This window comes from Citrobacter sp. RHB36-C18 (assembly GCF_013814485.1).
GTDB classification, from domain to species: Bacteria; Pseudomonadota; Gammaproteobacteria; order Enterobacterales; family Enterobacteriaceae; genus Citrobacter; species Citrobacter braakii.
In genome coordinates this window covers 1,504,432-1,527,232 of record NZ_CP057125.1, presented here as the reverse complement: position 1 = coordinate 1,527,232, position 22,801 = coordinate 1,504,432, and the positions used below count along the sequence as shown (strand labels likewise).

General features: G+C 52.6%; 18 protein-coding genes. 5 read left to right on the top strand and 13 right to left on the bottom strand.

Going from position 1 to position 22,801, the window contains the following annotated elements:
• Positions 1-7: 7 nt before the first annotated feature.
• The 9 genes from nuoI to lrhA all read right to left on the bottom strand — a co-directional run bounded on the left by nuoI (position 8) and on the right by lrhA (position 10,758).
• The gene (gene nuoI, locus HVZ52_RS07190) at positions 8-550 is read right to left on the bottom strand and encodes an NADH-quinone oxidoreductase subunit NuoI (protein ID WP_005129470.1); all 543 of its coding nucleotides are present in this window, start codon (positions 548-550) and stop codon (positions 8-10) included.
• A 14-nt stretch (positions 551-564) separates the two neighbouring features.
• On the bottom strand, positions 565-1,542 hold the full coding sequence (gene nuoH / locus HVZ52_RS07185; RefSeq protein WP_016153834.1) for an NADH-quinone oxidoreductase subunit NuoH: 978 nt from the start codon (positions 1,540-1,542) through the stop codon (positions 565-567).
• Positions 1,539-4,265 carry an NADH-quinone oxidoreductase subunit NuoG gene (gene nuoG / locus HVZ52_RS07180; RefSeq protein ID WP_032931989.1) on the bottom strand — a complete coding sequence of 909 codons (2,727 nt, stop codon included), beginning with the start codon at positions 4,263-4,265 and terminating at the stop codon, positions 1,539-1,541. The genes nuoH and nuoG overlap by 4 nt, the downstream gene beginning before the upstream one ends.
• 80 nt (positions 4,266-4,345) lie before the next feature.
• Entirely contained in the window at positions 4,346-5,683 is a 1,338-nt protein-coding gene (nuoF, locus tag HVZ52_RS07175; RefSeq protein WP_016153836.1) for an NADH-quinone oxidoreductase subunit NuoF, read from the bottom strand.
• Positions 5,680-6,180 (bottom strand): NADH-quinone oxidoreductase subunit NuoE, encoded by a 501-nt coding sequence (gene nuoE / locus HVZ52_RS07170; RefSeq protein ID WP_003028069.1) that lies wholly within the window; start codon positions 6,178-6,180, stop codon positions 5,680-5,682. Before nuoE ends, nuoF begins: the two co-directional genes overlap by 4 nt.
• Positions 6,181-6,182: 2 nt before the next feature.
• Positions 6,183-7,985 (bottom strand): NADH-quinone oxidoreductase subunit C/D, encoded by a 1,803-nt coding sequence (nuoC, locus tag HVZ52_RS07165; RefSeq protein WP_016153837.1) that lies wholly within the window; start codon positions 7,983-7,985, stop codon positions 6,183-6,185.
• An 85-nt stretch (positions 7,986-8,070) separates the two neighbouring features.
• Positions 8,071-8,733 (bottom strand): NADH-quinone oxidoreductase subunit NuoB, encoded by a 663-nt coding sequence (nuoB, locus tag HVZ52_RS07160; RefSeq protein WP_003028075.1) that lies wholly within the window; start codon positions 8,731-8,733, stop codon positions 8,071-8,073.
• Between the two features lie 15 nt (positions 8,734-8,748).
• Complete coding sequence (gene nuoA / locus HVZ52_RS07155) at positions 8,749-9,192, bottom strand: NADH-quinone oxidoreductase subunit NuoA (RefSeq protein ID WP_003028077.1); 444 nt, start codon at positions 9,190-9,192, stop codon at positions 8,749-8,751.
• Positions 9,193-9,819: 627 nt separating this feature from the next.
• Positions 9,820-10,758 carry a transcriptional regulator LrhA gene (gene lrhA, locus HVZ52_RS07150; RefSeq protein WP_181599050.1) on the bottom strand — a complete coding sequence of 313 codons (939 nt, stop codon included), beginning with the start codon at positions 10,756-10,758 and terminating at the stop codon, positions 9,820-9,822.
• A 928-nt stretch (positions 10,759-11,686) separates the two neighbouring features.
• On the opposite strand from lrhA, the gene alaA reads away from it, so the two are divergent.
• Both alaA and yfbR read left to right on the top strand, forming a co-directional pair.
• Positions 11,687-12,904, top strand: a complete 1,218-nt coding sequence (gene alaA, locus HVZ52_RS07145; protein ID WP_005129483.1) for an alanine transaminase AlaA — start codon at positions 11,687-11,689, stop codon at positions 12,902-12,904.
• Positions 12,905-12,999: 95 nt separating this feature from the next.
• Positions 13,000-13,599: a 5'-deoxynucleotidase gene (gene yfbR / locus HVZ52_RS07140; protein WP_003028083.1), complete on the top strand. Its 600-nt coding sequence runs from the start codon at positions 13,000-13,002 to the stop codon at positions 13,597-13,599.
• Between the two features lie 52 nt (positions 13,600-13,651).
• Here the strand turns inward: yfbR and HVZ52_RS07135 are convergent, their stop codons facing one another.
• The 4 genes from HVZ52_RS07135 to yfbV all read right to left on the bottom strand — a co-directional run bounded on the left by HVZ52_RS07135 (position 13,652) and on the right by yfbV (position 17,265).
• Positions 13,652-15,484: an SLC13 family permease gene (locus tag HVZ52_RS07135; RefSeq protein WP_016153839.1), complete on the bottom strand. Its 1,833-nt coding sequence runs from the start codon at positions 15,482-15,484 to the stop codon at positions 13,652-13,654.
• A 77-nt stretch (positions 15,485-15,561) separates the two neighbouring features.
• Positions 15,562-16,239 (bottom strand): sugar phosphatase, encoded by a 678-nt coding sequence (locus tag HVZ52_RS07130; RefSeq protein ID WP_181599275.1) that lies wholly within the window; start codon positions 16,237-16,239, stop codon positions 15,562-15,564.
• A complete protein-coding gene (locus HVZ52_RS07125; RefSeq protein ID WP_016153841.1) occupies positions 16,232-16,726 on the bottom strand; it encodes a YfbU family protein in 495 nt (164 codons plus the stop codon). The genes HVZ52_RS07130 and HVZ52_RS07125 overlap by 8 nt, the downstream gene beginning before the upstream one ends.
• A gap of 83 nt (positions 16,727-16,809) precedes the next feature.
• A complete protein-coding gene (gene yfbV, locus HVZ52_RS07120) occupies positions 16,810-17,265 on the bottom strand; it encodes a terminus macrodomain insulation protein YfbV (protein WP_016153842.1) in 456 nt (151 codons plus the stop codon).
• A 339-nt stretch (positions 17,266-17,604) separates the two neighbouring features.
• Here yfbV and ackA point away from each other — a divergent pair, with 339 nt between their 5' ends.
• The 3 genes from ackA to yfcC all read left to right on the top strand — a co-directional run bounded on the left by ackA (position 17,605) and on the right by yfcC (position 22,748).
• Positions 17,605-18,807, top strand: a complete 1,203-nt coding sequence (ackA, locus tag HVZ52_RS07115; protein WP_016153843.1) for an acetate kinase — start codon at positions 17,605-17,607, stop codon at positions 18,805-18,807.
• A 75-nt stretch (positions 18,808-18,882) separates the two neighbouring features.
• Positions 18,883-21,027, top strand: coding sequence for a phosphate acetyltransferase (gene pta, locus HVZ52_RS07110; RefSeq protein ID WP_016153844.1), 2,145 nt, complete (start codon positions 18,883-18,885; stop codon positions 21,025-21,027).
• Between the two features lie 200 nt (positions 21,028-21,227).
• Positions 21,228-22,748, top strand: coding sequence for a putative basic amino acid antiporter YfcC (gene yfcC, locus HVZ52_RS07105; RefSeq protein WP_016157044.1), 1,521 nt, complete (start codon positions 21,228-21,230; stop codon positions 22,746-22,748).
• Positions 22,749-22,801 lie beyond the last annotated feature (53 nt).

Below are 22,801 nucleotides of genomic sequence, written 5' to 3'. Positions count from 1 at the left end.
CCTCTCCTTACGGTAACAGGCTCTTGACGTCGATAGGCTTGGCTTCGTTCTCTGCTTCGCCCTTATCTTTGCCGTCGATTGCCATACCTGCCATCCGGTAGAAGTTATATTCCGGGTATTTACCCGGACCGGAGATCAGCAGATCCTCTTTCTCGTAAACCAGGTCCTGGCGCTTGTACTCACCCAGCTCGAAATCTGGAGTCAGCTGAATAGCCGTTGTCGGACAGGCTTCTTCGCACAGGCCGCAGAAAATGCAGCGTGAGAAGTTAATGCGGAAAAACTCCGGATACCAGCGGCCATCTTTGGTCTCTGCTTTTTGCAAAGAGATACAGCCTACCGGACACGCTACCGCACACAGGTTACAGGCAACGCAGCGCTCTTCGCCGTCCGGGTCACGGGTCAGAACGATACGACCACGAAAACGGGGCGGTAGATAGACCGGCTCTTCCGGGTACATCTGCGTTTCGCGTTTCGCGAACGCATGCAGGCCGATCATCCAGATACTGCGTACCTGGGTGCCGAAACCTACTAACAATTCTTTTAAGGTCATGGTCTTTGTGTCCCTTATTGCGCCTGCCAGAGAATGACAGCCGCCGTTACCAGCAAGTTGACGAGCGTCAGCGGCAGACAGACTTTCCAGCCGAAGGACATTACCTGGTCATAACGAGGACGCGGTAACGACGCACGAATCAAAATGAACATCATCATGAAGAACGCGGTTTTCAGCGCGAACCAGACGAATGGCGGTAAGAACGGACCATGCCAGCCACCGAAGAACAGGGTAACCATCAGTGCAGAAATGGTGACGATGCCGATGTACTCACCCACGAAGAACAGACCGAATTTCATACCGGAGTATTCAATGTGGTAACCGTCGGCCAGTTCCTGCTCGGCTTCTGGCTGGTCAAACGGGTGACGGTGACACACCGCCACGCCCGCGATGGCAAAGGTGACAAAACCAAAGAACTGCGGAATAACGTTCCAGATATCAGCCTGGTTGTTGACGATGTCGGTCATGTTAAATGAACCGGCCTGCGCCACCACGCCCATCAGGGAAAGTCCGAGGAATACTTCGTAGCTCAGCGTCTGCGCAGACGCACGCATCGCACCGAGCAGCGAGTATTTGTTGTTACTGGACCAGCCTGCGAACAGCACCGCGTATACCGCGAGGCCTGCCATCATCAGGAAGAACAGGATCCCGATGTTCAGGTCAGCAACCACCCAGTTCGGGCTCACCGGCACGATGGCGAAAGCCAGCAGCAGCGAGGTGAAGGCGATCATCGGTGCCAGGGTAAAGATGACGCGATCCGAGAATTTCGGGATCCAGTCTTCTTTAAAGAACATCTTGATCATGTCCGCAACCAGCTGGAGCGAACCGCCCCAGCCAACACGGTTCGGTCCGTAACGGTTCTGGAACAGACCGAGCAGACGACGTTCGCCAAAGCTCATGAATGCCCCGCAGGTGACCACCACCAGCAGAATCACGACCGCTTTGAGAACGCTCAGCAGGATCTCAATCAGATCGGGTGTAATCCAACTCATTGTTGTGCCTCCTGCAGATCCTCAAGACGTGCACCAGCCAGAACCGGCGCGATGCCAGGCATACCCATTGGCAAACCAACCTGACCTGCCGTTAATCCTTCAGCGATTTCAACCGGCAGCGTAACCGTGTTGCCATCGTAGCTAAAAGATACGCGCGTACCGGCATTAACACCCAACTTCGCGGCATCAGCCGGGTTGAGTTTGATGTACGGCTGCGGCATACGGGTCTGGAAGACAGGCGCACGCTGGGACATTTCGTCACTACCAAACAGATGATAGTAAGGCGCGACACGCCACTGACCATCCTGAGCCTGGAAGCTCGCCGGAACGGTTGTGAAGTAATCCAGACCATCTGCAGAAGCTTCGATCAGACGCACGCCCGGATCGCCATGACGCAGTTTACCGCCCACTTCATCCTGGAACTTGTTCCACGCCTGTGGGGAGTTCCAGCCCGGAGCCCAGGCAAACGGAATTTGCGAACGCGGCGCAGACGGTTGGTTGTTCCCTTCCATAGAGAAAGCGAACATGGTGTCTTTGTCCTGCGGCTGACGCGGTTCGTGAACGCTGATGTTGGCGCGCATTGCGGTACGACCACTGTAGCGGTGCGGTTCACGTGCCAGTTTCTGTCCACGGATACGGAAGCTTGCATCCGGCGCGGCATCTTTAATACCCGCCAACTGCGGTAACTTCTCAACGACCGCGTCGATAACATGGTCGAGCTGCGTCCAGTCCACTTCACGGCTCTGCACGGTACTGTGCAGCGAGTGCAGCCAGCGCCAGCTTTCCAGCATTACGGTGTTGCTGTCGTAGTAGGATGGGTCATAGACCTGGAAGAAACGCTGGGCGCGACCTTCGTTGTTAATTACCGTACCATCGCTTTCGGCGAAGCTAGCGGCGGAAAGCACCAGATGGGCGTTTTCCATAATAGCCGTGCGCTGATGGTCAACAACCAGTACCAGCGGCGCTTTCGCCAGCGCGGCGTTCACACGCGTTGCTGAAGCATGGCGATGCAGGTCATTTTCCAACACCACAACGGCGTCAGCACGACCGGTTTCCAGCTCGGTCAGCGCGTCGTCGAGGGAACCACCGCCAATCATACCCAGCCCCATACTGTTGACAGAGCGAGCAATCATGGTGATTCCGACGTCTGCGCCACGGCCTTTCAGCGCCTTCGCCACGTTGGCAGCAGCCTGAATCACGTCGGCGCTACCGGCGTTGGTACCGGAAATAATCAGTGGTTTCTTCGCCCCGGCCAGAGCCTGAACGATGACGTCAATTTTGTTCTGCAGGTCACGGTCGATACCGTCAACCGCCGGTGCGTTGTTATCCAGCGCGTGGGCGATCGCGAAACCTAAACGCGCCTGATCTTCAACCGGCGCACGGTAGGTCCATGCCGCGATATCATCCAGACGGGTGTTATCGACGTTGGTAACGAACAGCGGATGCTTGGCGCGCTGGCCAATGTTGAGGATTGCCGCAATCTGCCAGTCGGCCACTTTCTGCGCCGCCGCCATTTCACGCGCTTTACCTTTCACCGCCTGACGCACTGCCAGCGCAACGCGCGCGCCGGTTTGGGTGACATCTTCGCCCAGGACCAGAACCGCATCGTATGACTCGATTTCGCGCAGTGCCGGGGTATGAATACCGCCGTCACGCAACACGCTCAGAGCCAGTTGCAGACGTTCCTGCTCGCCCTGGGCAATACCGGTATAGAAGTTATCCGCACCGACCAGTTCACGCAGCGCGAAGTTACTTTCAACGCTGGCACGCGGGGAGCCGATACCAATCACTTTCTTCGACTGACGCAGAATATCTGCCGCGCCCTGCATCGCCTGTTCGGCGTTCAGCGTGATCAGGTCATCGCCACGACGCTGTACCGGCTGGCGTGGACGGTCTTTCAGGTTCACGTAACCATAGCCAAAACGACCACGGTCGCAGAGGAAGTAGTGGTTAACGGTACCGTTATAGCGGTTTTCGATACGACGCAGTTCACCGTAGCGCTCGCCCGGGCTGATGTTACAACCGATAGAACACTGCTGGCAGATGCTCGGCGCAAACTGCATGTCCCATTTACGGTTATAACGCTCGGAGTGCGTTTTATCGGTGAAGACGCCGGTCGGGCAAATTTCCACCAGGTTACCGGAGAATTCGCTTTCGAGCGTACCGTCTTCCGGACGACCAAAGTAGACGTTGTCATGTGCGCCATAGACGCCCAGATCCGCGCCATCGGCGTAATCTTTGTAGTAACGTACGCAGCGATAGCAGGCGATGCAGCGGTTCATTTCGTGAGAGATGAACGGCCCCAGGTCCTGGTTGCGGTGAGTACGCTTCGTGAAGCGATAGCGACGGAAGCTATGACCGGTCATGACGGTCATATCCTGAAGGTGGCAGTTACCGCCCTCTTCACAGACCGGACAGTCGTGCGGGTGGTTAGTCATCAACCACTCCACTACGCTTTCGCGGAACTGTTTCGCTTCTTCGTCATCAATTGAAATAAAGGTGCCTTCGGTGGCCGGTGTCATACAAGACATCACCAGGCGACCACGCGTGTCTTCCGCGTTTTGATATTGCTTCACCGCACACTGGCGGCAAGCACCGACGCTTCCCAGCGCCGGGTGCCAGCAAAAGTACGGAATATCAAGGCCGAGAGACAGACAAGCTTCCAGCAGGTTGTCCGCTCCGTTGACCTCATATTCTTTGCCGTCTACATGAATCGTAGCCATAGTCAGCATGCTTCCAGTTGGCTCGGTCTAAAACCGAGCGTTAATCGAATTTCTGATCGCGATTCAGGGTTACCCTGCTATTACCAGCGCTCTTTCAGCAGGTTCGGCTGAATACCACCAATCTGATGGGTATTGCTGAAGGACTGCTTGATGCCAGCTTCGAATTCTTCGCGGAAATATTTAATGGCGCTCTGCAGTGGCTCTACCGCACCCGGGGCGTGTGCACAGAAGGTTTTACCCGGGCCGAGGAAACGACACAGTTGCTCAAGCGTCTCGATATCCCCAGGCTGGCCTTCGCCACGCTCCAGCGCGCGCAGAATTTTCACACTCCACGGCAGACCGTCACGGCACGGCGTACACCAGCCGCAGGACTCGCGGGCAAAGAACTCTTCGAGGTTACGCACCAGAGGAACCATGCCAATCTCGTGATCGACGGCCATTGCCAGCGCGGTGCCCAAACGGCTACCGGCTTTACCAATGCTTTCGAATTCCATCGGCAGATCGAGGTGCGCTTCAGTCAGGAAGTCAGTACCCGCGCCGCCCGGCTGCCAGGCTTTGAATTTCAGGCCATCACGCATGCCGCCCGCGTAATCTTCGAGGATCTCGCGCGCGGTAGTACCGAAAGGCAGTTCCCACAGGCCAGGGTTCTTCACGCGACCTGAGAAGCCCATCAGCTTGGTGCCCGCGTCTTTGCTCTGCGAAATGTTCTGGTACCACTCCACGCCGTTCGCGAGGATAGCTGGTACGTTACACAGGGTTTCGACGTTGTTAACGCAGGTCGGCTTACCCCAAGCGCCAGAGCTTGCCGGGAACGGCGGCTTGGAACGTGGGTTAGCACGACGACCTTCAAGGGAGTTAATCAGCGCCGTCTCTTCACCGCAGATATAGCGCCCTGCCCCGGTGTGGACAAACAGTTCGAAGTCGAAACCGGTGCCCATGATGTTTTTGCCAAGCAAGCCGGCTTCGGTTGCTTCGGCAATCGCGCGACGCAGATGCACAGCCGCTTCGATATATTCACCACGCAGGAAGATGTAACCACGGTACGCTTTCAGAGCAAACGCGGAGATCAGCATGCCTTCCACCAGCAGGTGCGGCAGCTGTTCCATCAGCAGACGGTCTTTATAGGTACCCGGCTCCATTTCATCGGCGTTACACAGCAGGTAACGGATGTTCATGGATTCGTCTTTCGGCATCAGGCTCCACTTCAGACCGGTGGAAAAACCCGCACCGCCGCGCCCTTTCAGGCCAGCGTCTTTTACCTGATTAACGATTTCGTCCGGTGACAGCCCGGTCAGGGCCTTACGTGCACCTTCGTAGCCGTTCTTGCTACGGTATTCGTCCAGCCAGACCGGCTGTTTGTCATCACGCAGACGCCAGGTCAGCGGATGCGTTTCGGGAGTACGGATAATGTCTTTCATTTATACCGCTCCAGCAGTTCGGGAATGCCTTCCGGGGTCAGGTGAGCATGAGTATCCTCATCGATCATCATGTTCGGCCCTTTATCGCAGTTCCCCAGGCAACAGGTCGGGAGCAGCGTAAAACGACCGTCAAAGGTCGTCTGCCCCGGCTTGATGTTGAGTTTTTTCTCAAGCGCAGCCTGGATCCCCTGATAGCCGTTGATATGGCACACCACGCTGTCGCAATAGCGGATCACGTGGCGACCTACCGGCTGGCGGAAGATCTGGCTATAGAACGTGGCAACACCTTCTACGTCGCTTGCCGGGATCCCCAGCACATCAGCGATCGCATAGATCGCCCCATCCGGCACCCAGCCACGCTGTTTCTGAACGATTTTCAGCGCTTCAATGGACGCCGCACGCGGGTCTTCGTAGTGGTGCTTCTCGTGCTCAATCGCTTCACGCTCAGCCGCACTCAGCTCAAAAGCCTCGGTTTGTGGTTGTTGATTCTCGTGCATAATTAGCGGTCCACATCTGACATAACAAAATCGATACTACCCAGGTGGACGATAAGGTCGGACACCAGGCTGCCACGTACCGCTACCGGGATCTGCTGCAGGTGCGCATAGCTCGGGGTACGGATACGGGTACGGTAACTCATGGTGCTGCCATCGCTGGTCAGGTAGTAACTGTTAATACCCTTGGTCGCTTCCACCATCTGGAAGGACTCGTTTGCCGGCATAACCGGTCCCCACGAAACCTGCAGGAAGTGGGTGATCAGGGTTTCGATATGTTGCAACGTGCGCTCTTTCGGCGGCGGCGTAGTCAGCGGGTGATCCGCTTTAAACGGGCCTTCCGGCATGTTGTTGAGGCACTGCTCAAGGATGCGCAGACTCTGGCGCAGCTCTTCAACTTTCAGCATCACGCGGGTATAGCAGTCGGACACGCCGCCGCCAACCGGGACTTCAAAGTCAAAGTTTTCGTAGCCAGAGTATGGACGCGCTTTACGCACGTCAAAATCAATACCGGTCGCACGCAGCGCAGCACCGGTACAACCCCAGTCCAGCGCTTCTTTCTTACCGTAAGCGGCAACGCCTTGCGAACGGCCTTTCAGGATGGTGTTACGCAGTGCGGCTTTCTCGTAGGAATCCAGACGTTTTGGCATCCAGTCGAGGAAGTCACGCAGCAGTTTGTCCCAACCGCGCGGCAGATCGTGTGCTACACCGCCGATACGGAACCAGGCCGGGTGCATACGGAAACCGGTGATCGCTTCCACTACGTCATAGATTTTCTGACGGTCGGTAAAGGCGAAGAAGACCGGCGTCATCGCGCCGACGTCCTGGATGAACGTGGAGATGTACAGCAGGTGGCTGTTGATACGGAACAGTTCAGACAACATAACGCGAATCACGTTGACGCGATCCGGCGTGGTGATGCCAGCCAGTTTCTCAACGGCCAGTACGTAAGGCATTTCGTTAACGCAGCCGCCGAGGTACTCGATACGGTCGGTGTACGGAATGTAGCTGTGCCAAGACTGACGTTCACCCATCTTTTCAGCGCCACGGTGGTGGTAGCCGATGTCAGGCACGCAGTCGACGATTTCTTCGCCATCAAGCTGCAGCACAATACGGAACGCACCGTGAGAAGACGGGTGGTTAGGACCGAGGTTGAGGAACATGAAGTCCTCGTTTTCGGAACTACGCTTCATGCCCCATTCTTCTGGTTTGAAGGTCAGTGATTCCATTTCCAGATCCTGTTTGGCTTTAGTCAGCTCAAACGGATCGAATTCGGTCGCACGCGCCGGGTAGTCTTTACGCAGCGGATGACCTTCCCAGGTATGCGGCATCAGCAGACGCGTCAGGTGCGGGTGACCTTCGATGTCGATGCCAAACATTTCCCAGGTTTCACGCTCATACCAGTTGGCGTTCGGGAACAGTTTGGTGAACGTCGGTACGCGCAGGTCGTTTTCAGACAATGCCACCTTGAGCATGATATCGCGATTGCGTTCAATGGAGATCAGGTGATAGAAAACGGAAAAATCCGCGGCAGGTAACCCTTCGCGGTGCGTACGCAGACGTTCGTCCATGCCGTGTAAGTCAAACAGCATGACGTAAGGTTTCGGCAGTCTCTTTAGGAAATCGCCAACTTCCAGTAATTGTTCACGCTTGACCCAAACAACAGGTACCCCGGTGCGAGTCGCCTGAACGGTAAAGGCATCCGGCCCAAAACGGTTGCGCAGTTCGCCAATGACCGGGTCATCAAGGTGATCCCGTGTTTGCCATACAGCGTCTTGCGCGGTTAAGTCGGTCATATTGTTCACCATTGCAAATGGTCCGTGGTGGTCGGCAGTGCTTCGCGCTATTTATGTAGTGATAAGCGAAGGAAGTGCTGCTGCCGACAGGCGCAAATTAAATCTCGTCTGGTGTACGAAGATTCGTTACAGCAATACGTTCGCCGCGTTTACGCTCGCGTTCTGACTGCATATTGGCGCGATAAACGCCCTGATCGCCAACCACCCAGGAGAGCGGACGGCGTTCTTTGCCAATGGAATCTTGCAGCAGCATCAGAGCCTGCATATACGCTTCCGGACGCGGCGGGCATCCCGGGATGTACACATCGACCGGAATAAATTTATCAACGCCCTGCACCACAGAATAGATGTCGTACATACCGCCGGAGTTGGCGCATGCGCCCATGGAAATAACCCATTTCGGTTCCAGCATCTGATCGTAGAGGCGCTGAATAACCGGCGCCATTTTGGTAAAGCAGGTTCCGGCTACGACCATCAGGTCAGCCTGACGCGGCGATGCACGCAGTACTTCCGCACCAAAACGGGCCACATCGTGCACGGCGGTAAACGAGGTCACCATCTCAACGTAGCAGCAGGAAAGGCCAAAGTTATATGGCCAAATTGAGTTTTTACGGCCCCAGTTAACCATGTCATGCAGCTTGCCCATGAACACGTTTTTGTTAACTTCTTGCTCCAGGGGGTCGGTTACGATCTCCTGTTTTTGCAGGGGGTAACGGTCGTTCTCACCGTTAGGATCTATGCGGGTGAGCGTATAATCCATCTTAATGCCTCGCGGTTAGCGTTGACGATTAGCGATACTGTTCGTTTCCGGGTTCATACGCTCGCGGCGTGAACGCGCGGGCGTCCAGTCCAGCGCGCCAATACGCACCAGATAAACCAGACCTGCCAGTAACACAAAAATAAAAATTGCAGCTTCCACAAAGCCAATCCAGCCGCTTTCACGGATAGAAGTTGACCATGCGAACAGATACAGCGCTTCAACGTCGAAGATAACGAAGAACATGGCTACCAGATAAAACTTGGCAGACAGGCGCAAGCGGGCGGTGCCGACCGAGTCGATACCTGATTCAAACGGCACGTTTTTAGATCTCGCGCGCGCGCGACCACCTAAAAACCAGCCGCCGACGAGCATCAGGCAGCACAGGCCAATGGCAACAATAAGAAAGATAGCGAATGCCCAGTGATGAGCGATGATTTCAGTGGATGTTGACATACTCATTGCTTACTCATCAAAAGTAGCGCCAAATTCTCTGCTCTTTTCGGCAGATGAACGCCACATCGATTCATGGGGAGGAATAAAAAAAACCTTACAATCACTGTGAAAAACCATTTTATACAGCTAATTGATGGGGTTTTTTACTCCTTTCTATAACCTTTTGTCAACTTTAACAAAAGTTTCCTCACATTATTTTACACCACTCCAACTTCATTAACATAAAGTGCTATTTAGACCAATTTCGATCGCATCATCGGTCATTTTTAATGTTGTTGAATCGTGTCCGTAGTGAAGTAAAAAAGATAATACTCACCTATTTTGACAGGAATTCACCCAGATGCCTCCCCCTAAATGGGAGTATTTTCTTGATCTGTGACACGCTTTTGTTAATTCACCATAAAAAACAGCAACAATTTCTCTAGTTTTTTAACATGGAAACAATTAGTAACGCTGCTGCTTATTTTTCAACCAGATGTCAGGCCGTTTTTTTACCTTCTGATTTTGTTAAGTTTTAGTATAGCAAATGACATAAAGCGGCAATATTTGCATAAAAAAGGAGCCACTGGATGTTTTTTCATCACCAGTGGCTCTTTTTTACACTAACATTTTAAAACGATTTTTTGTGACGGATTACTCAAAGTCGCCTTCAACAATCAGCGAGTCATCTCCCCCTTCAGGGGTAAACTGATTGTATTGCCAAGGATTTTGATACGTTTGCATCGACTTAAAGATAACTTCTGCCAACTCATTTTGCGTGGACGGATCGCAGCACAACAAATACTCAGTATCAGGCAATGGCGGTAATCCGTCGGCGGCGCCCAGTACGCGTAAATCCGGACTCATCATTTCAACAGGCCGTGCAGTGACGCCGAGCCCTGCTTTTACCGCCGCGCGAACCGCAGGTAAGGTTGAAGCAACATAAGCCAGACGCCACGGGATCTGAGCAGCGTTTAATGTCGCCAGCACGATATCGCGAAACGGGCTCGGATCGTCCAGCAGAACCAACGGTACCGGCTCACCTTTTTGCAGAATATATTCGGCAGCACAGTACCAATGCGTTGGCGAGGTACGCAGATTCAGACATTCAAAATCGCCAGGACGGTTGGTAGTCACAACCAAGTCCACTTCTTGCGACTTCAGCATATCCACCATGTAGGCGTTACGCTTGACCCTCACATCTAGCGCAAGCTTCGGATAAACCGAACTTATCCGGTTGAGCAGGAAAGGCAGTATGGTATCGGCTGATTCATCAGAAGCACCGATAGTTAACACTCCCTGAAGATTATTAAACATTAATGATGAGCATGCCTCATCATTAAAGCGCAGTATTTTTCTGGCGTAACCCAACAGTTGTATACCATGTTCGGTCAGTAGTTTGTTGCGTCCATGGCGCGCGAACAACTCTTTCCCCACGAGTTGCTCAAGACGCTGCATTTGCTGACTCACCGCAGACTGAGTTCGACATACCGCAGTTGCCGCAGCCGCAAAGGTATTCAGGTCGGCAACAGCAACGAAGGTTCTCAGCAGATCGAGGTCGAGGTTAATTATCGGACGATTTGCATTTATCATAGTTTTTCACTTACTCGCGGGTCATACCGGGTTAATGCTGTGCATTTGGAATCAAACAACTCCATTTGTAATGTGCCTCCCTCGCAGTTTCGCTTAGTGTAACCAAGTGAAAATAAGGATGTATTTGGTTTAACAAACGAAACAATTCTCTTTCCTGGCTATTTTAATTCCCGTGATATTCATCGGAATATAGCAACGAGAAAGAGCCGAATTTTTAGCTGCTGGATGATTCTGACTTAGGGAAAACATGTAAATTTTGTAAATTTAAAAAAAAGTTAACGAACAATAATTTACACATTAAAAACTAACTTTTCAGTGTGTTAGGAACAACCAACAAACATTTGAATTATCTTAAAATTCAGACTACTTACCATTTCATGAGACTTATCTTAACCTAAAACCACTATATTTATAAGTGTTATCGTGAATAATTCCAGGCTACCAGGTGTTATGTCAGAGCAGCGGTTTTGCTATTATTGGCCCATTCAATTTAATGTCGTTTAAATATTAAATAATAATTAATTAAGAATTCTTCAATTCATTAATTCTGCTTAACAATGAATTCACACCGTATCACGTACGGATCAGGCCGATAACAGGTCCCGCAGTTAAAACCTCAGTATTTTCGAATTACCTCATCCAGCTTAGACACCCGTGACATTTCGCTTTACAGGCTTAACTTTTTTTGACCAAACAAATCACCACAAACAAACCAATAAAACAAAACATACTACCAATAAAACACATCCAGATAGATTATTATCTCATGATATTTACATTATTTAGTTGTTAACAGTTTATTATCACTTCATAACTTTTCAAAATCTTCTACTAAAGACCCTTCAAAACTCACCGCCGTGGGAGTACATTGTGCTGGGCTGACTTCCATGGCAGGGAGTGGCATTCACAGCTAAAAAGGTCAACGTTCATGTCCCCCATTGAAAAATCCAGCAAATTAGAAAACGTCTGTTATGACATTCGCGGCCCGGTTCTGAAGGAAGCAAAGCGCCTGGAAGAAGAAGGCAATAAGGTTCTGAAACTGAACATCGGCAACCCGGCGCCATTCGGGTTTGAAGCGCCAGATGAAATACTGGTGGATGTGATCCGCAATTTGCCAACAGCGCAAGGATATTGCGACTCCAAAGGCCTTTATTCCGCCCGTAAAGCGATTATGCAGCATTACCAGGCCCGTGGTATGCGCGATGTAACCGTGGAAGATATTTATATCGGCAACGGCGTTTCTGAATTAATTGTGCAGGCTATGCAGGCATTGCTGAACAGTGGGGACGAAATGCTGGTTCCTGCTCCTGATTATCCGCTGTGGACGGCGGCGGTATCGCTCTCCGGCGGTAATGCCGTGCACTACCTGTGTGACGAATCATCAGACTGGTTCCCGGACCTGGATGATATCCGCGCCAAAATCACGCCGCGTACGCGTGGAATCGTCATCATCAACCCAAACAACCCAACCGGCGCTGTTTACTCTAAAGAGCTGCTGATGGAGATTGTTGAGATTGCTCGCCAGAACAACCTCATCATCTTTGCGGATGAGATTTACGACAAAATTCTCTACGACGATGCTGAACACCACTCCATCGCTGCAATGGCGCCGGATCTGCTGACCATCACCTTCAATGGCCTGTCAAAAACCTATCGCGTTGCCGGTTTCCGTCAGGGCTGGATGGTGCTGAACGGGCCGAAGAAACATGCTAAAGGATATATTGAAGGTCTTGAGATGCTGGCCTCTATGCGCCTGTGTGCCAACGTTCCGGCGCAACATGCCATTCAGACCGCGCTGGGCGGATACCAGAGCATCAGCGAATTTATCATGCCTGGTGGGCGTCTGTATGAACAACGCAACCGCGCCTGGGAACTGCTCAATGACATTCCCGGAGTCTCTTGCGTAAAACCGCGCGGCGCGCTGTATATGTTCCCGAAAATTGATGCTAAACGCTTCAACATTCATGACGACCAGAAGATGGTGCTCGACTTCCTGCTGCAGGAAAAAGTACTGCTGGTTCAGGGAACAGCGTTCAACTGGCCGTGGCCGGATCATTTCCGCATCGTCACGCTGCCGCGTATTGACGATATTGAAATGTCGCTGAGTAAATTTGAGCGTTTCCTGTCAGGGTATCACCAGCTGTAATTAAACAAAGGCTGTCGGATGAATGACGAGTATTTGCATCTGACAGCCTTCTCTGCGCAAAATGACTCTTAGGTTGCCATCATATAAGGGTCGTTATGAAGCAGAGCCATTTTTTTGCCCACCTCTCCCGTCTGAAGCTCATTAATCGCTGGCCGCTGATGCGCAACGTGCGCACCGAAAACGTGTCTGAACACAGTCTGCAGGTTGCCATGGTTGCCCATGCGCTGGCCGCGATCAAAAACCGCAAATTTGGTGGTCAGGTTAATGCTGAGCGTATTGCTCTGTTGGCGATGTATCACGATGCGTCAGAAGTGCTGACCGGTGATCTCCCTACCCCGGTGAAATATTTCAACTCGCAGATTGCGCAGGAATATAAAGCGATAGAGAAAATTGCTCAGCAAAAGCTGGTCGATATGGTACCTGATGAACTGCGCGATATTTTTGCGCCGCTCATTGATGAACATGCCTTAAGTGAAGAAGAGAGATCGATTGTTAAACAGGCCGATGCCCTGTGCGCGTATCTGAAGTGTCTGGAGGAACTCTCTGCCGGTAATAACGAATTTCTGCTTGCCAAGACGCGTCTGGAAAAAACGCTGGAGTCGCGACGCAGCGAAGAGATGGACTACTTTATGGACGTGTTTGTCCCGAGCTTTCACCTCTCATTAGATGAAATCAGCCAGGATTCTCCGCTATAAACGCATGACCCGGTGGCGACGACGACATCCCCGTCGCCATCAGACAACAACATCAAAACGGAAACAGCATCGGGATCATCACCACGCACACCGCCATCACAATGATGGTAAACGGTACGCCAATCTTCACGAAATCGCTAAAGCTGTAGTTGCCAGGTCCGAGCACCAGAGTGTTTACCGGGGAAGAGACAGGTGTCATAAAGGCTGCGGATGCCGCCATCGCAATCCCCATCGCAAAAGGATACGGTGAAACGCCCATCGACTTTGCAGCCGCCAGCGCGATTGGCGCCATCAGCACCGCCGTCGCGGTGTTGGAGATAAATAACCCGATAGTCGCACACAGCACGAACAGGCAGCCCAACATCATATACGGGCCATACCCGCCGCCGACATCCATCAGCCCTTTCACCACCAAATCGACACCGCCGGTTTTTTGTAAAGCCAGCGCGAAGGGCATCATCCCGACAATCAAAATAATGCTTGGCCAGTGAATCGCTTTATAGGCACTTTCGGCATCAATACAGCGAAATTTCCCCATCAGCAGACAGGCGATGATCGCAGCCACCGTATTGGGAATTTCATCAGTGAGCATCAGAGCGACCATCAGCACCAGACAGAAAATCGCATGCGGTGCCTGGCTGTGCGCCGGAGAAGCTTCACTGACTTCCTCGGGCATATTCAGCACGACAAAATCACGCCCTTTTTGTCCCAACAGTGTGATGAGCTTCCAGTTGCCCACCACTAATATGATATCGCCCATCAGCAATGGCTCATCCACCACCGCTCCAGCCAGAGCCGCACCATCGCGCTTCAGCCCAACGACATTCAGCCCGTAGCGGGTACGAAAAGCGATTTCCCGTACCGTTTTGCCGATCAATTCCGATTCAGGGATCAGAGAGATCTCGGCCATCCCCACATCAAGCGCCTGCTCCGAGAAGTATTCGCCACGCAGTACCATCGGTTCCAGAAACTGTTCACTGCAAAATTCACGCAGGTCGACATCGGCCGCGGACATATCAATCAGCAATACGTCACGGGCGCGAAACTCAGAAACCCCGTTAACGTCGACTATTACGCGACGAAAGCGACGCCAGCGTTCCACGCCAATCACGTTTGCCCCGTAGCGCTCACGCAGCTTCAGATCATCCAGACGTTGGCCAATCATAGGAGAACCGGGACGAATCGCCAGCCGACGCGCGCGCCCGGTCAGACGATATTCTTTAATCAGATCGCGAAAGGTCCGGCGTTTCCAGCCGTCTCCCGGCTGCCTGGAATCTTCTCCCTTGAGCATAAAGCGCATCAGCAGCATATAAATTATGCCGAGTACCAGAACCACCAGCCCCAGCGGGGTAACGCTAAAAAAGCTGAACCCGTTGAGTCCTTCACGTAACAGTTCACTGTTGACGACCAGGTTAGGCGGCGTCGCCACCAGCGTCATCATGCCGCTTATCAGGCCGGCAAAGCTCAGCGGCATCATCAGGCGTGAAGGGGAAATTTCCATGCGCATGGAAACGCTTAAGACCACCGGAATAAAGATGGCGACCACGCCGGTCGAACTCATAAACGCCCCGAGCCCGGCAACGGTAATCATCAGCAACACCAGCATTTTGACTTCACTGCTGCCAGCCACCTTCACCAGCCAGGCACCCATTACTGTCGCCACCCCGGTACGCACCAGGCCGTCGCCGATAATGAATAATGCCGCTATCAAAATAACGTTAGGATCGCTGAATCCGGAAAAGGCTTCTGTGATGCTCAATGTTCCGCTCAGAACAAAGGCAATGATGACCAGCAAAGCGACCGCGTCCATACGCACTCTGCCAGTGACAAACAAGACGACGGCAATCGCCAGCAATGAGAGAACCCATATCAATTCACCGTTCACAACATATCCTTGTTAAATGAGAGGGATGGATCGATTCTGCCATAAAAAAGCCCCAACAATCTGGGGCTAAATCATGTTCAGGTATTTCTTACCACGACCACATTTCCGTTAGGCTGTTTGGTCACAGAAATATGTTCCAGACTGATCAGCGAAAAATCGACCTCATCCAGACGCGGCGTGTCCACAGGCGCGTTGACCGCTATCACATGACACCCTGCCGCCAGTCCTGAAAGCACCCCAGCGGGCGCATCTTCCACCACCGCGCATTCCTGTGGCGCAAGACCCAGAAGCTGGGCGCCTAACAGATAGGCGTCTGGCTCGGGTTTGCCTCTTTTTACCCGCTCGGCGGTGACAAACACTTCAGGAGCAGGCAGCCCCGCGACACGATGACGCGCTCGTGCGACCGGCATGGATCCGGAGGTCACAATCGCCCATGGAATACCCGCTTTATTGAGGTGGTTGAGTAAATCAACCGCTCCCGGCAGCGCTGTGATCCCCGCGGTTTCCGTCGCTTCGATCTGCTCCAGGCGGGTGAATTCCGCGGCGATCTCAGCCTCAGATTTGCCCACCATAAAGTGTCGCAGGGAGGTAATGGCCTGCTTGCCATGAATAAAGCCGAGCACCTCGGCGTGATCGAGGCCAAAACGATCGGCCCAGTTGCACCACGCGCGTTCTACTGCGGGTAAGGAATCGACCAGCGTTCCATCCAGATCAAACAGAAAACCTTTGCACTGCACGCTCGCCCCCTCAGGCATTAATGATTTGGTTAATTTCATTCGCACTCAGGTGATACTGGCGCGGGCAAGAGTGCCAGACATTCAGCATACGCTGATATTTTTCCCACATCGGGGTCTGGGCGTTGAAGCCATGCGTACCAGCATCAAAGTGGGTATAACGACCTTCTACATTAACCATAAAACGTACGTACCCGAGGTAACGGGCTTCCGTTGCGGCGTCAAAGCCAAGGAAGGTCACGCGACGCTCATCAATAGCCTGCGCGTCCTTAAGATTAGTCCAGGACACATGTAATGCGTGATACATCTCCATAATATCGATAATCGTACGACAGGTTTCTTCCGTCAGCTCACCGAACTCACGATCCAGCTCGCGCATCTGCAAGCCGTAACCGCGTTCAATAATCGTCTGCAAACGACGATAACGCTCGGCGTTAGTGGGATCGAGCATAGTCATCATTTTGTACTGATTAGACAAAATCAGACGTTGAGCGTTGGTCATTTCCATTTGGGACTCCTGTATCACTACTACTGCGATGAAAAAAAAGAAGGCATCTTGTGCCTTCTTTTATATGCGTAATCAGGGGTCAATTACAAATCATCGAGGAAAGTTTTATCCAGTTGTTTGAAGGCGCGCTTAAGCGTGTCAGCCAGCGCCTGATAATCAGGCTTTCCTTCTACCGGAGTGAGCGCCTGCCCGGCTTCTTGCAATTTACCCCGAACTTCGTAGAACCAGTTGAGTATTGAAGGCGGCAACGGCGTTACAGAACGTTTACCCAGCCACCACATGCCCTGCATCGGCAGGCTGAGGGCAAACAGCGCAGTCGCCACGGCCGGTCCCAACTGCCCCCCTAACGCAATTTGCCAGCATAAGGTGAAGACGGCGATAGGCGGCATAAAACGGATCGCGTAACGCGTCATGCGGATCACGCGGTTCTCTACAAACACTGGCGCGAGGCGCTTTTCCATTGGCCACGTCTTCGCATAGTGCTGCCCCCGGCGAAACAAGCTAAAAAAATTGACGGAACGATTATCCGGTGTCGACATGGCGGTTACCTCAACTTCACATATAAAAATTAAAAAATTTGTGCAAAACAACAACTACAAAGGACATCGTTCAAAACATTTTGTCTTTAATACCCACATTCAGGTATCCTGTGCCGGCCTGTAAGGCCTTTAGTCCAAAATCATTGAGTCGTCAAATTGACACATAGTATGCCATTGGCTGAAAAATACGCAAAATGACATAGACTCAAAGGTATTTATTCCATCGTGCCCAAAAAGACTATGGCGCATGATGTTAATCATAAACGTCGGTGTCATCATGCGCTACGCTCTATGACTTCCTGACGTTTTTTTAGCCACGTATCATAAATAGGTACTTCCATGTCGAGTAAGTTAGTACTGGTTCTGAACTGCGGTAGCTCCTCACTGAAATTTGCCATCATCGATGCAGTAAACGGTGAAGAATACCTCTCTGGTTTAGCCGAATGTTTCCATCTCCCAGAAGCACGTATCAAGTGGAAAATGGACGGCGGTAAACAAGAAGCGGCTTTAGGTGCAGGCGCCGCTCACAGTGAAGCGCTGAATTTTATCGTTAATACTATTCTGGCACAAAAACCAGAACTGTCTGCTCAGCTGACTGCGATTGGTCACCGTGTTGTTCACGGCGGCGAGAAATACACCGGCTCTGTGGTTATCGACGATTCTGTTATTCAGGGTATCAAAGACGCAGCCTCTTTTGCACCGCTGCATAACCCTGCACACCTGATCGGTATCGCAGAAGCGCTGAAATCCTTCCCGAATCTGAAAGACAAAAACGTGGCTGTGTTCGACACCGCGTTCCATCAGACCATGCCGGAAGAGTCTTACCTCTATGCTCTGCCATACAGCCTGTACAAAGAACACGGTGTTCGTCGTTACGGCGCGCACGGTACCAGCCACTTCTTCGTAACTCAGGAAGCGGCAAAAATTCTGAACAAACCGGTTGATGAGCTGAACATCATCACTTGCCACCTGGGCAACGGCGGTTCTGTTTCTGCTATCCGTAACGGTAAATGTGTTGATACCTCCATGGGTCTGACCCCGCTGGAAGGTCTGGTGATGGGTACGCGTTCCGGTGACATCGACCCGGCGATCATCTTCCACCTGCACGACACCCTGGGCATGAGCGTTGATCAGATCAACAAAATGCTGACCAAAGAGTCCGGCCTGCTGGGTCTGACCGAAGTCACCAGCGACTGCCGTTATGTTGAAGATAACTACGCGACTAAAGAAGACGCTAAACGTGCAATGGACGTTTACTGTCACCGTCTGGCGAAATACATCGGTTCTTACACTGCGCTGATGGATGGTCGTCTGGATGCAGTTGTCTTCACCGGTGGTATCGGTGAAAACGCAGCGATGGTTCGTGAACTGTCTCTGGGCAAACTGGGCGTTCTGGGCTTTGAAGTTGACCACGAACGTAACCTGGCCGCACGTTTCGGCAAATCTGGTTTCATCAACAAAGAAGGTACCCGTCCTGCGGTGGTTATCCCAACCAACGAAGAACTGGTTATCGCGCAAGACGCGAGCCGTCTGACTGCCTGATTTCACACCGCCAGCCTAGCTGGCGGTGCTGTTTTGTAACCCGTCTACATCGACGGTAACGAAAGAGGATTAACCGTGTCCCGTATTATTATGCTGATCCCTACCGGAACCAGCGTCGGTCTGACCAGCGTCAGCCTTGGCGTGATCCGCGCAATGGAACGCAAAGGCGTTCGTCTGAGCGTCTTCAAGCCGATCTCTCAACCGCGTGCCGGTGGCGATGCGCCAGACCAGACTACCAGCATCGTCCGTGCTAACTCTTCTCTGCCAGCCGCTGAGCCGCTGAAGATGAGCCACGTTGAATCTCTGTTGTCCAGCAATCAGAAAGATGTGCTGATGGAAGAGATCATCGCGAACTACCACGCGAACACTAAAGACGCTGAAGTTGTACTGGTTGAAGGCCTGGTCCCAACCCGTAAACATCAGTTCGCGCAGTCTCTGAACTACGAAATCGCGAAAACGCTGAACGCAGAAATCGTCTTCGTAATGTCTCAGGGTACCGATACCCCGGAACAGCTGAACGAGCGTATTGAACTGACTCGCAGCAGCTTCGGCGGCGCGAAAAACACCAACATCACCGGCGTAATCGTTAACAAACTGAACGCACCGGTTGATGAGCAGGGCCGTACTCGCCCGGATCTGTCCGAGATTTTCGACGACTCTTCCAAAGCGAAAGTGATCAAAGTTGATCCGGCTAAACTGCAAGAATCCAGCCCGCTGCCGGTTCTGGGCGCGGTGCCATGGAGCTTCGATCTGATCGCAACGCGTGCAATCGATATGGCGCGTCATCTGAACGCCACTATCGTTAACGAAGGTGATATCAATACCCGTCGCGTGAAGTCTGTGACTTTCTGCGCACGCAGCATTCCGCACATGCTGGAGCACTTCCGTGCCGGTTCTCTGCTGGTGACTTCCGCCGATCGTCCTGACGTGCTGGTTGCAGCATGCCTGGCAGCCATGAACGGCGTGGAAATCGGTGCCCTGCTGCTGACTGGCGGCTACGAAATGGACGCGCGTATCACTAAACTGTGCGAACGTGCATTTGAAACCGGGCTGCCGGTATTCATGGTGAACACCAACACCTGGCAGACCTCTCTGAGCCTGCAGAGCTTCAACCTGGAAGTTCCGGTTGACGATCACGAACGTATTGAGAAAGTTCAGGAATACGTTGCTAACTACATCAACGCTGACTGGATTGAATCCCTGACCGCGACCTCTGAGCGCAGCCGTCGTCTGTCTCCGCCAGCGTTCCGTTATCAGCTGACCGAGCTGGCACGTAAAGCCGGCAAGCGCGTTGTTCTGCCGGAAGGTGACGAGCCGCGTACCGTTAAAGCGGCGGCTATCTGTGCTGAACGCGGTATCGCAACCTGCGTACTGCTGGGCAACCCGGATGAGATCACCCGCGTTGCGGCCTCTCAGGGCGTTGAGCTGGGCGCTGGCGTAGAAATCGTTGATCCAGATGTAGTTCGCGAAAGCTACGTTGCTCGCCTGGTCGAACTGCGTAAAAACAAAGGTATGACCGAAACCGTTGCCCGCGAACAGCTGGAAGACAACGTGGTTCTCGGTACCCTGATGCTGGAACAGGACGACGTTGACGGTCTGGTTTCTGGTGCAGTTCATACCACCGCGAACACCATCCGTCCGCCGCTGCAGCTGATCAAAACTGCACCGGGTAGTTCCCTGGTGTCTTCCGTGTTCTTCATGCTGCTGCCGGATCAGGTTTACGTATACGGCGACTGCGCGATCAACCCGGATCCGACTGCAGAGCAACTGGCAGAAATCGCGATTCAGTCCGCTGAATCCGCCATTGCCTTCGGTATCGAACCGCGCGTAGCAATGCTCTCCTACTCCACCGGTACTTCTGGTGCAGGTAGCGACGTAGAAAAAGTTCGTGAAGCCACGCGTCTGGCGCAGGAAAAACGTCCTGACCTGATGATCGACGGTCCGCTGCAGTATGACGCCGCCGTTATGGCTGACGTAGCAAAATCCAAAGCGCCGAACTCACCGGTTGCAGGTCGCGCTACCGTGTTCATCTTCCCGGATCTGAACACCGGTAACACCACCTACAAAGCGGTACAGCGTTCTGCCGACCTGATCTCCATCGGGCCAATGCTGCAGGGTATGCGCAAGCCTGTGAATGACCTGTCTCGTGGCGCGCTGGTTGACGACATCGTCTACACCATCGCTCTGACCGCGATCCAGTCTTCCCAACAGCAGCAGTAATCTGTCAAGTCTGCCGGATGTCTTATCCGGCAACACTTCTGCTTATTAAACCGGAAATAGCTTATATTTCCGGTTTTTTTATACCTGTTTTTCCCGTTGGCATATTCTGAAACATTTGCCAGGATGCGCTGCATCAATGAATAACTATTCTCCTGTTTGCATACTTATCCTCTTTTGCATTGCAACAGGGATAGTCTTTCATGTCAGCAGTAACAGAAACACAGCCAGCTAAAAAATGGGCGATGCCCGATACGTTGGTGATTATTTTTTTCGTTGCCATTTTAACCAGTCTGGCGACATGGGTTGTTCCCGTCGGGATGTTCGACAGTCAGGAAGTGCAGTATCAGGTTGATGGACAAACCAAAACCCGTAAGGTGGTCGACCCCCACTCTTTTCGAATTCTGACCAACGACGCGGGCGAAGAGCAGTATCACCGGGTGCAGTTTTTCACCACCGGTGATGAGCGCCCGGGCCTGATGAATTTTCCGTTTGAAGGGTTAACCTCCGGCTCTAAATTCGGCACTGCTGTCGGCATTATTATGTTTATGCTGGTGATTGGCGGCGCATTCGGCATCGTTATGCGTACCGGAACCATCGATAACGGCATCCTGGCGCTCATCCGCCATACGCGAGGAAACGAAGTCCTGTTTATCCCGGTGCTGTTTGTTCTCTTCTCATTAGGCGGCGCGGTGTTTGGCATGGGGGAAGAGGCAGTCGCCTTTGCCATTATTATCGCACCGTTAATGGTACGGTTAGGTTACGACAGTATCACCACCGTTCTGGTCACCTATATTGCGACTCAAATTGGATTCGCCAGCTCATGGATGAACCCGTTCTGCGTGGTCGTCGCGCAGGGGATTGCGGGCGTGCCGGTGCTCTCTGGTTCCGGTCTGCGTATCATTGTGTGGGTGGTTGCGACCCTGATAGGTCTGACCTTCACGCTGGCCTATGCGGCACGCATCAAAAAGAATCCGCTTTTGTCCCGGGTACATGAATCCGACCGTTTCTTTCGCGAACAGCAGGACGACGTTGTGGAACGACGCTTCACGCTGGGCGACTGGCTGGTGCTGCTGGTGCTGACTGCGGTAATGATTTGGGTTGTCTGGGGCGTGATCGTCAACGCGTGGTTTATTCCTGAGATCGCCAGTCAGTTCTTCACCATGGGCCTGGTAATTGGCATCATTGGCGTGGTCTTTCGTCTCAACGGCATGACGGTCAACATCATGGCCTCCTCATTCACTGAAGGCGCACGAATGATGATTGCCCCTGCCCTGCTGGTCGGTTTTGCCAAGGGCATATTACTGCTGGTCGGTAATGGAGAAGCGGGGGAAGCCAGCGTGTTGAACACGCTGCTGCACAGCATTGCCAACGGCATCAGCGGGCTGGATAACGCCATCGCGGCGTGGTTTATGCTGCTGTTCCAGGCGGTGTTTAATTTCTTCGTTACTTCCGGCTCTGGTCAGGCTGCATTGACCATGCCGTTATTAGCACCCTTAGGCGATCTGGTTGGCGTAAACCGTCAGGTCACCGTACTGGCCTTCCAGTTTGGCGACGGATTCAGTCATATTATCTATCCTACATCGGCATCGCTGATGGCAACGTTAGGCGTGTGTCGGGTGGATTTTCGTAACTGGCTGAAGGTAGGCGCCACGCTGTTGGGGCTGCTGTTTATTATGTCCAGCGTGGTGGTAATTGGCGCGCAGATAATGGGTTACCATTAAAAAACGATTGCCCGGCCTACACGATTTCTCGACGCTGTAGGCCGGATGAGCAG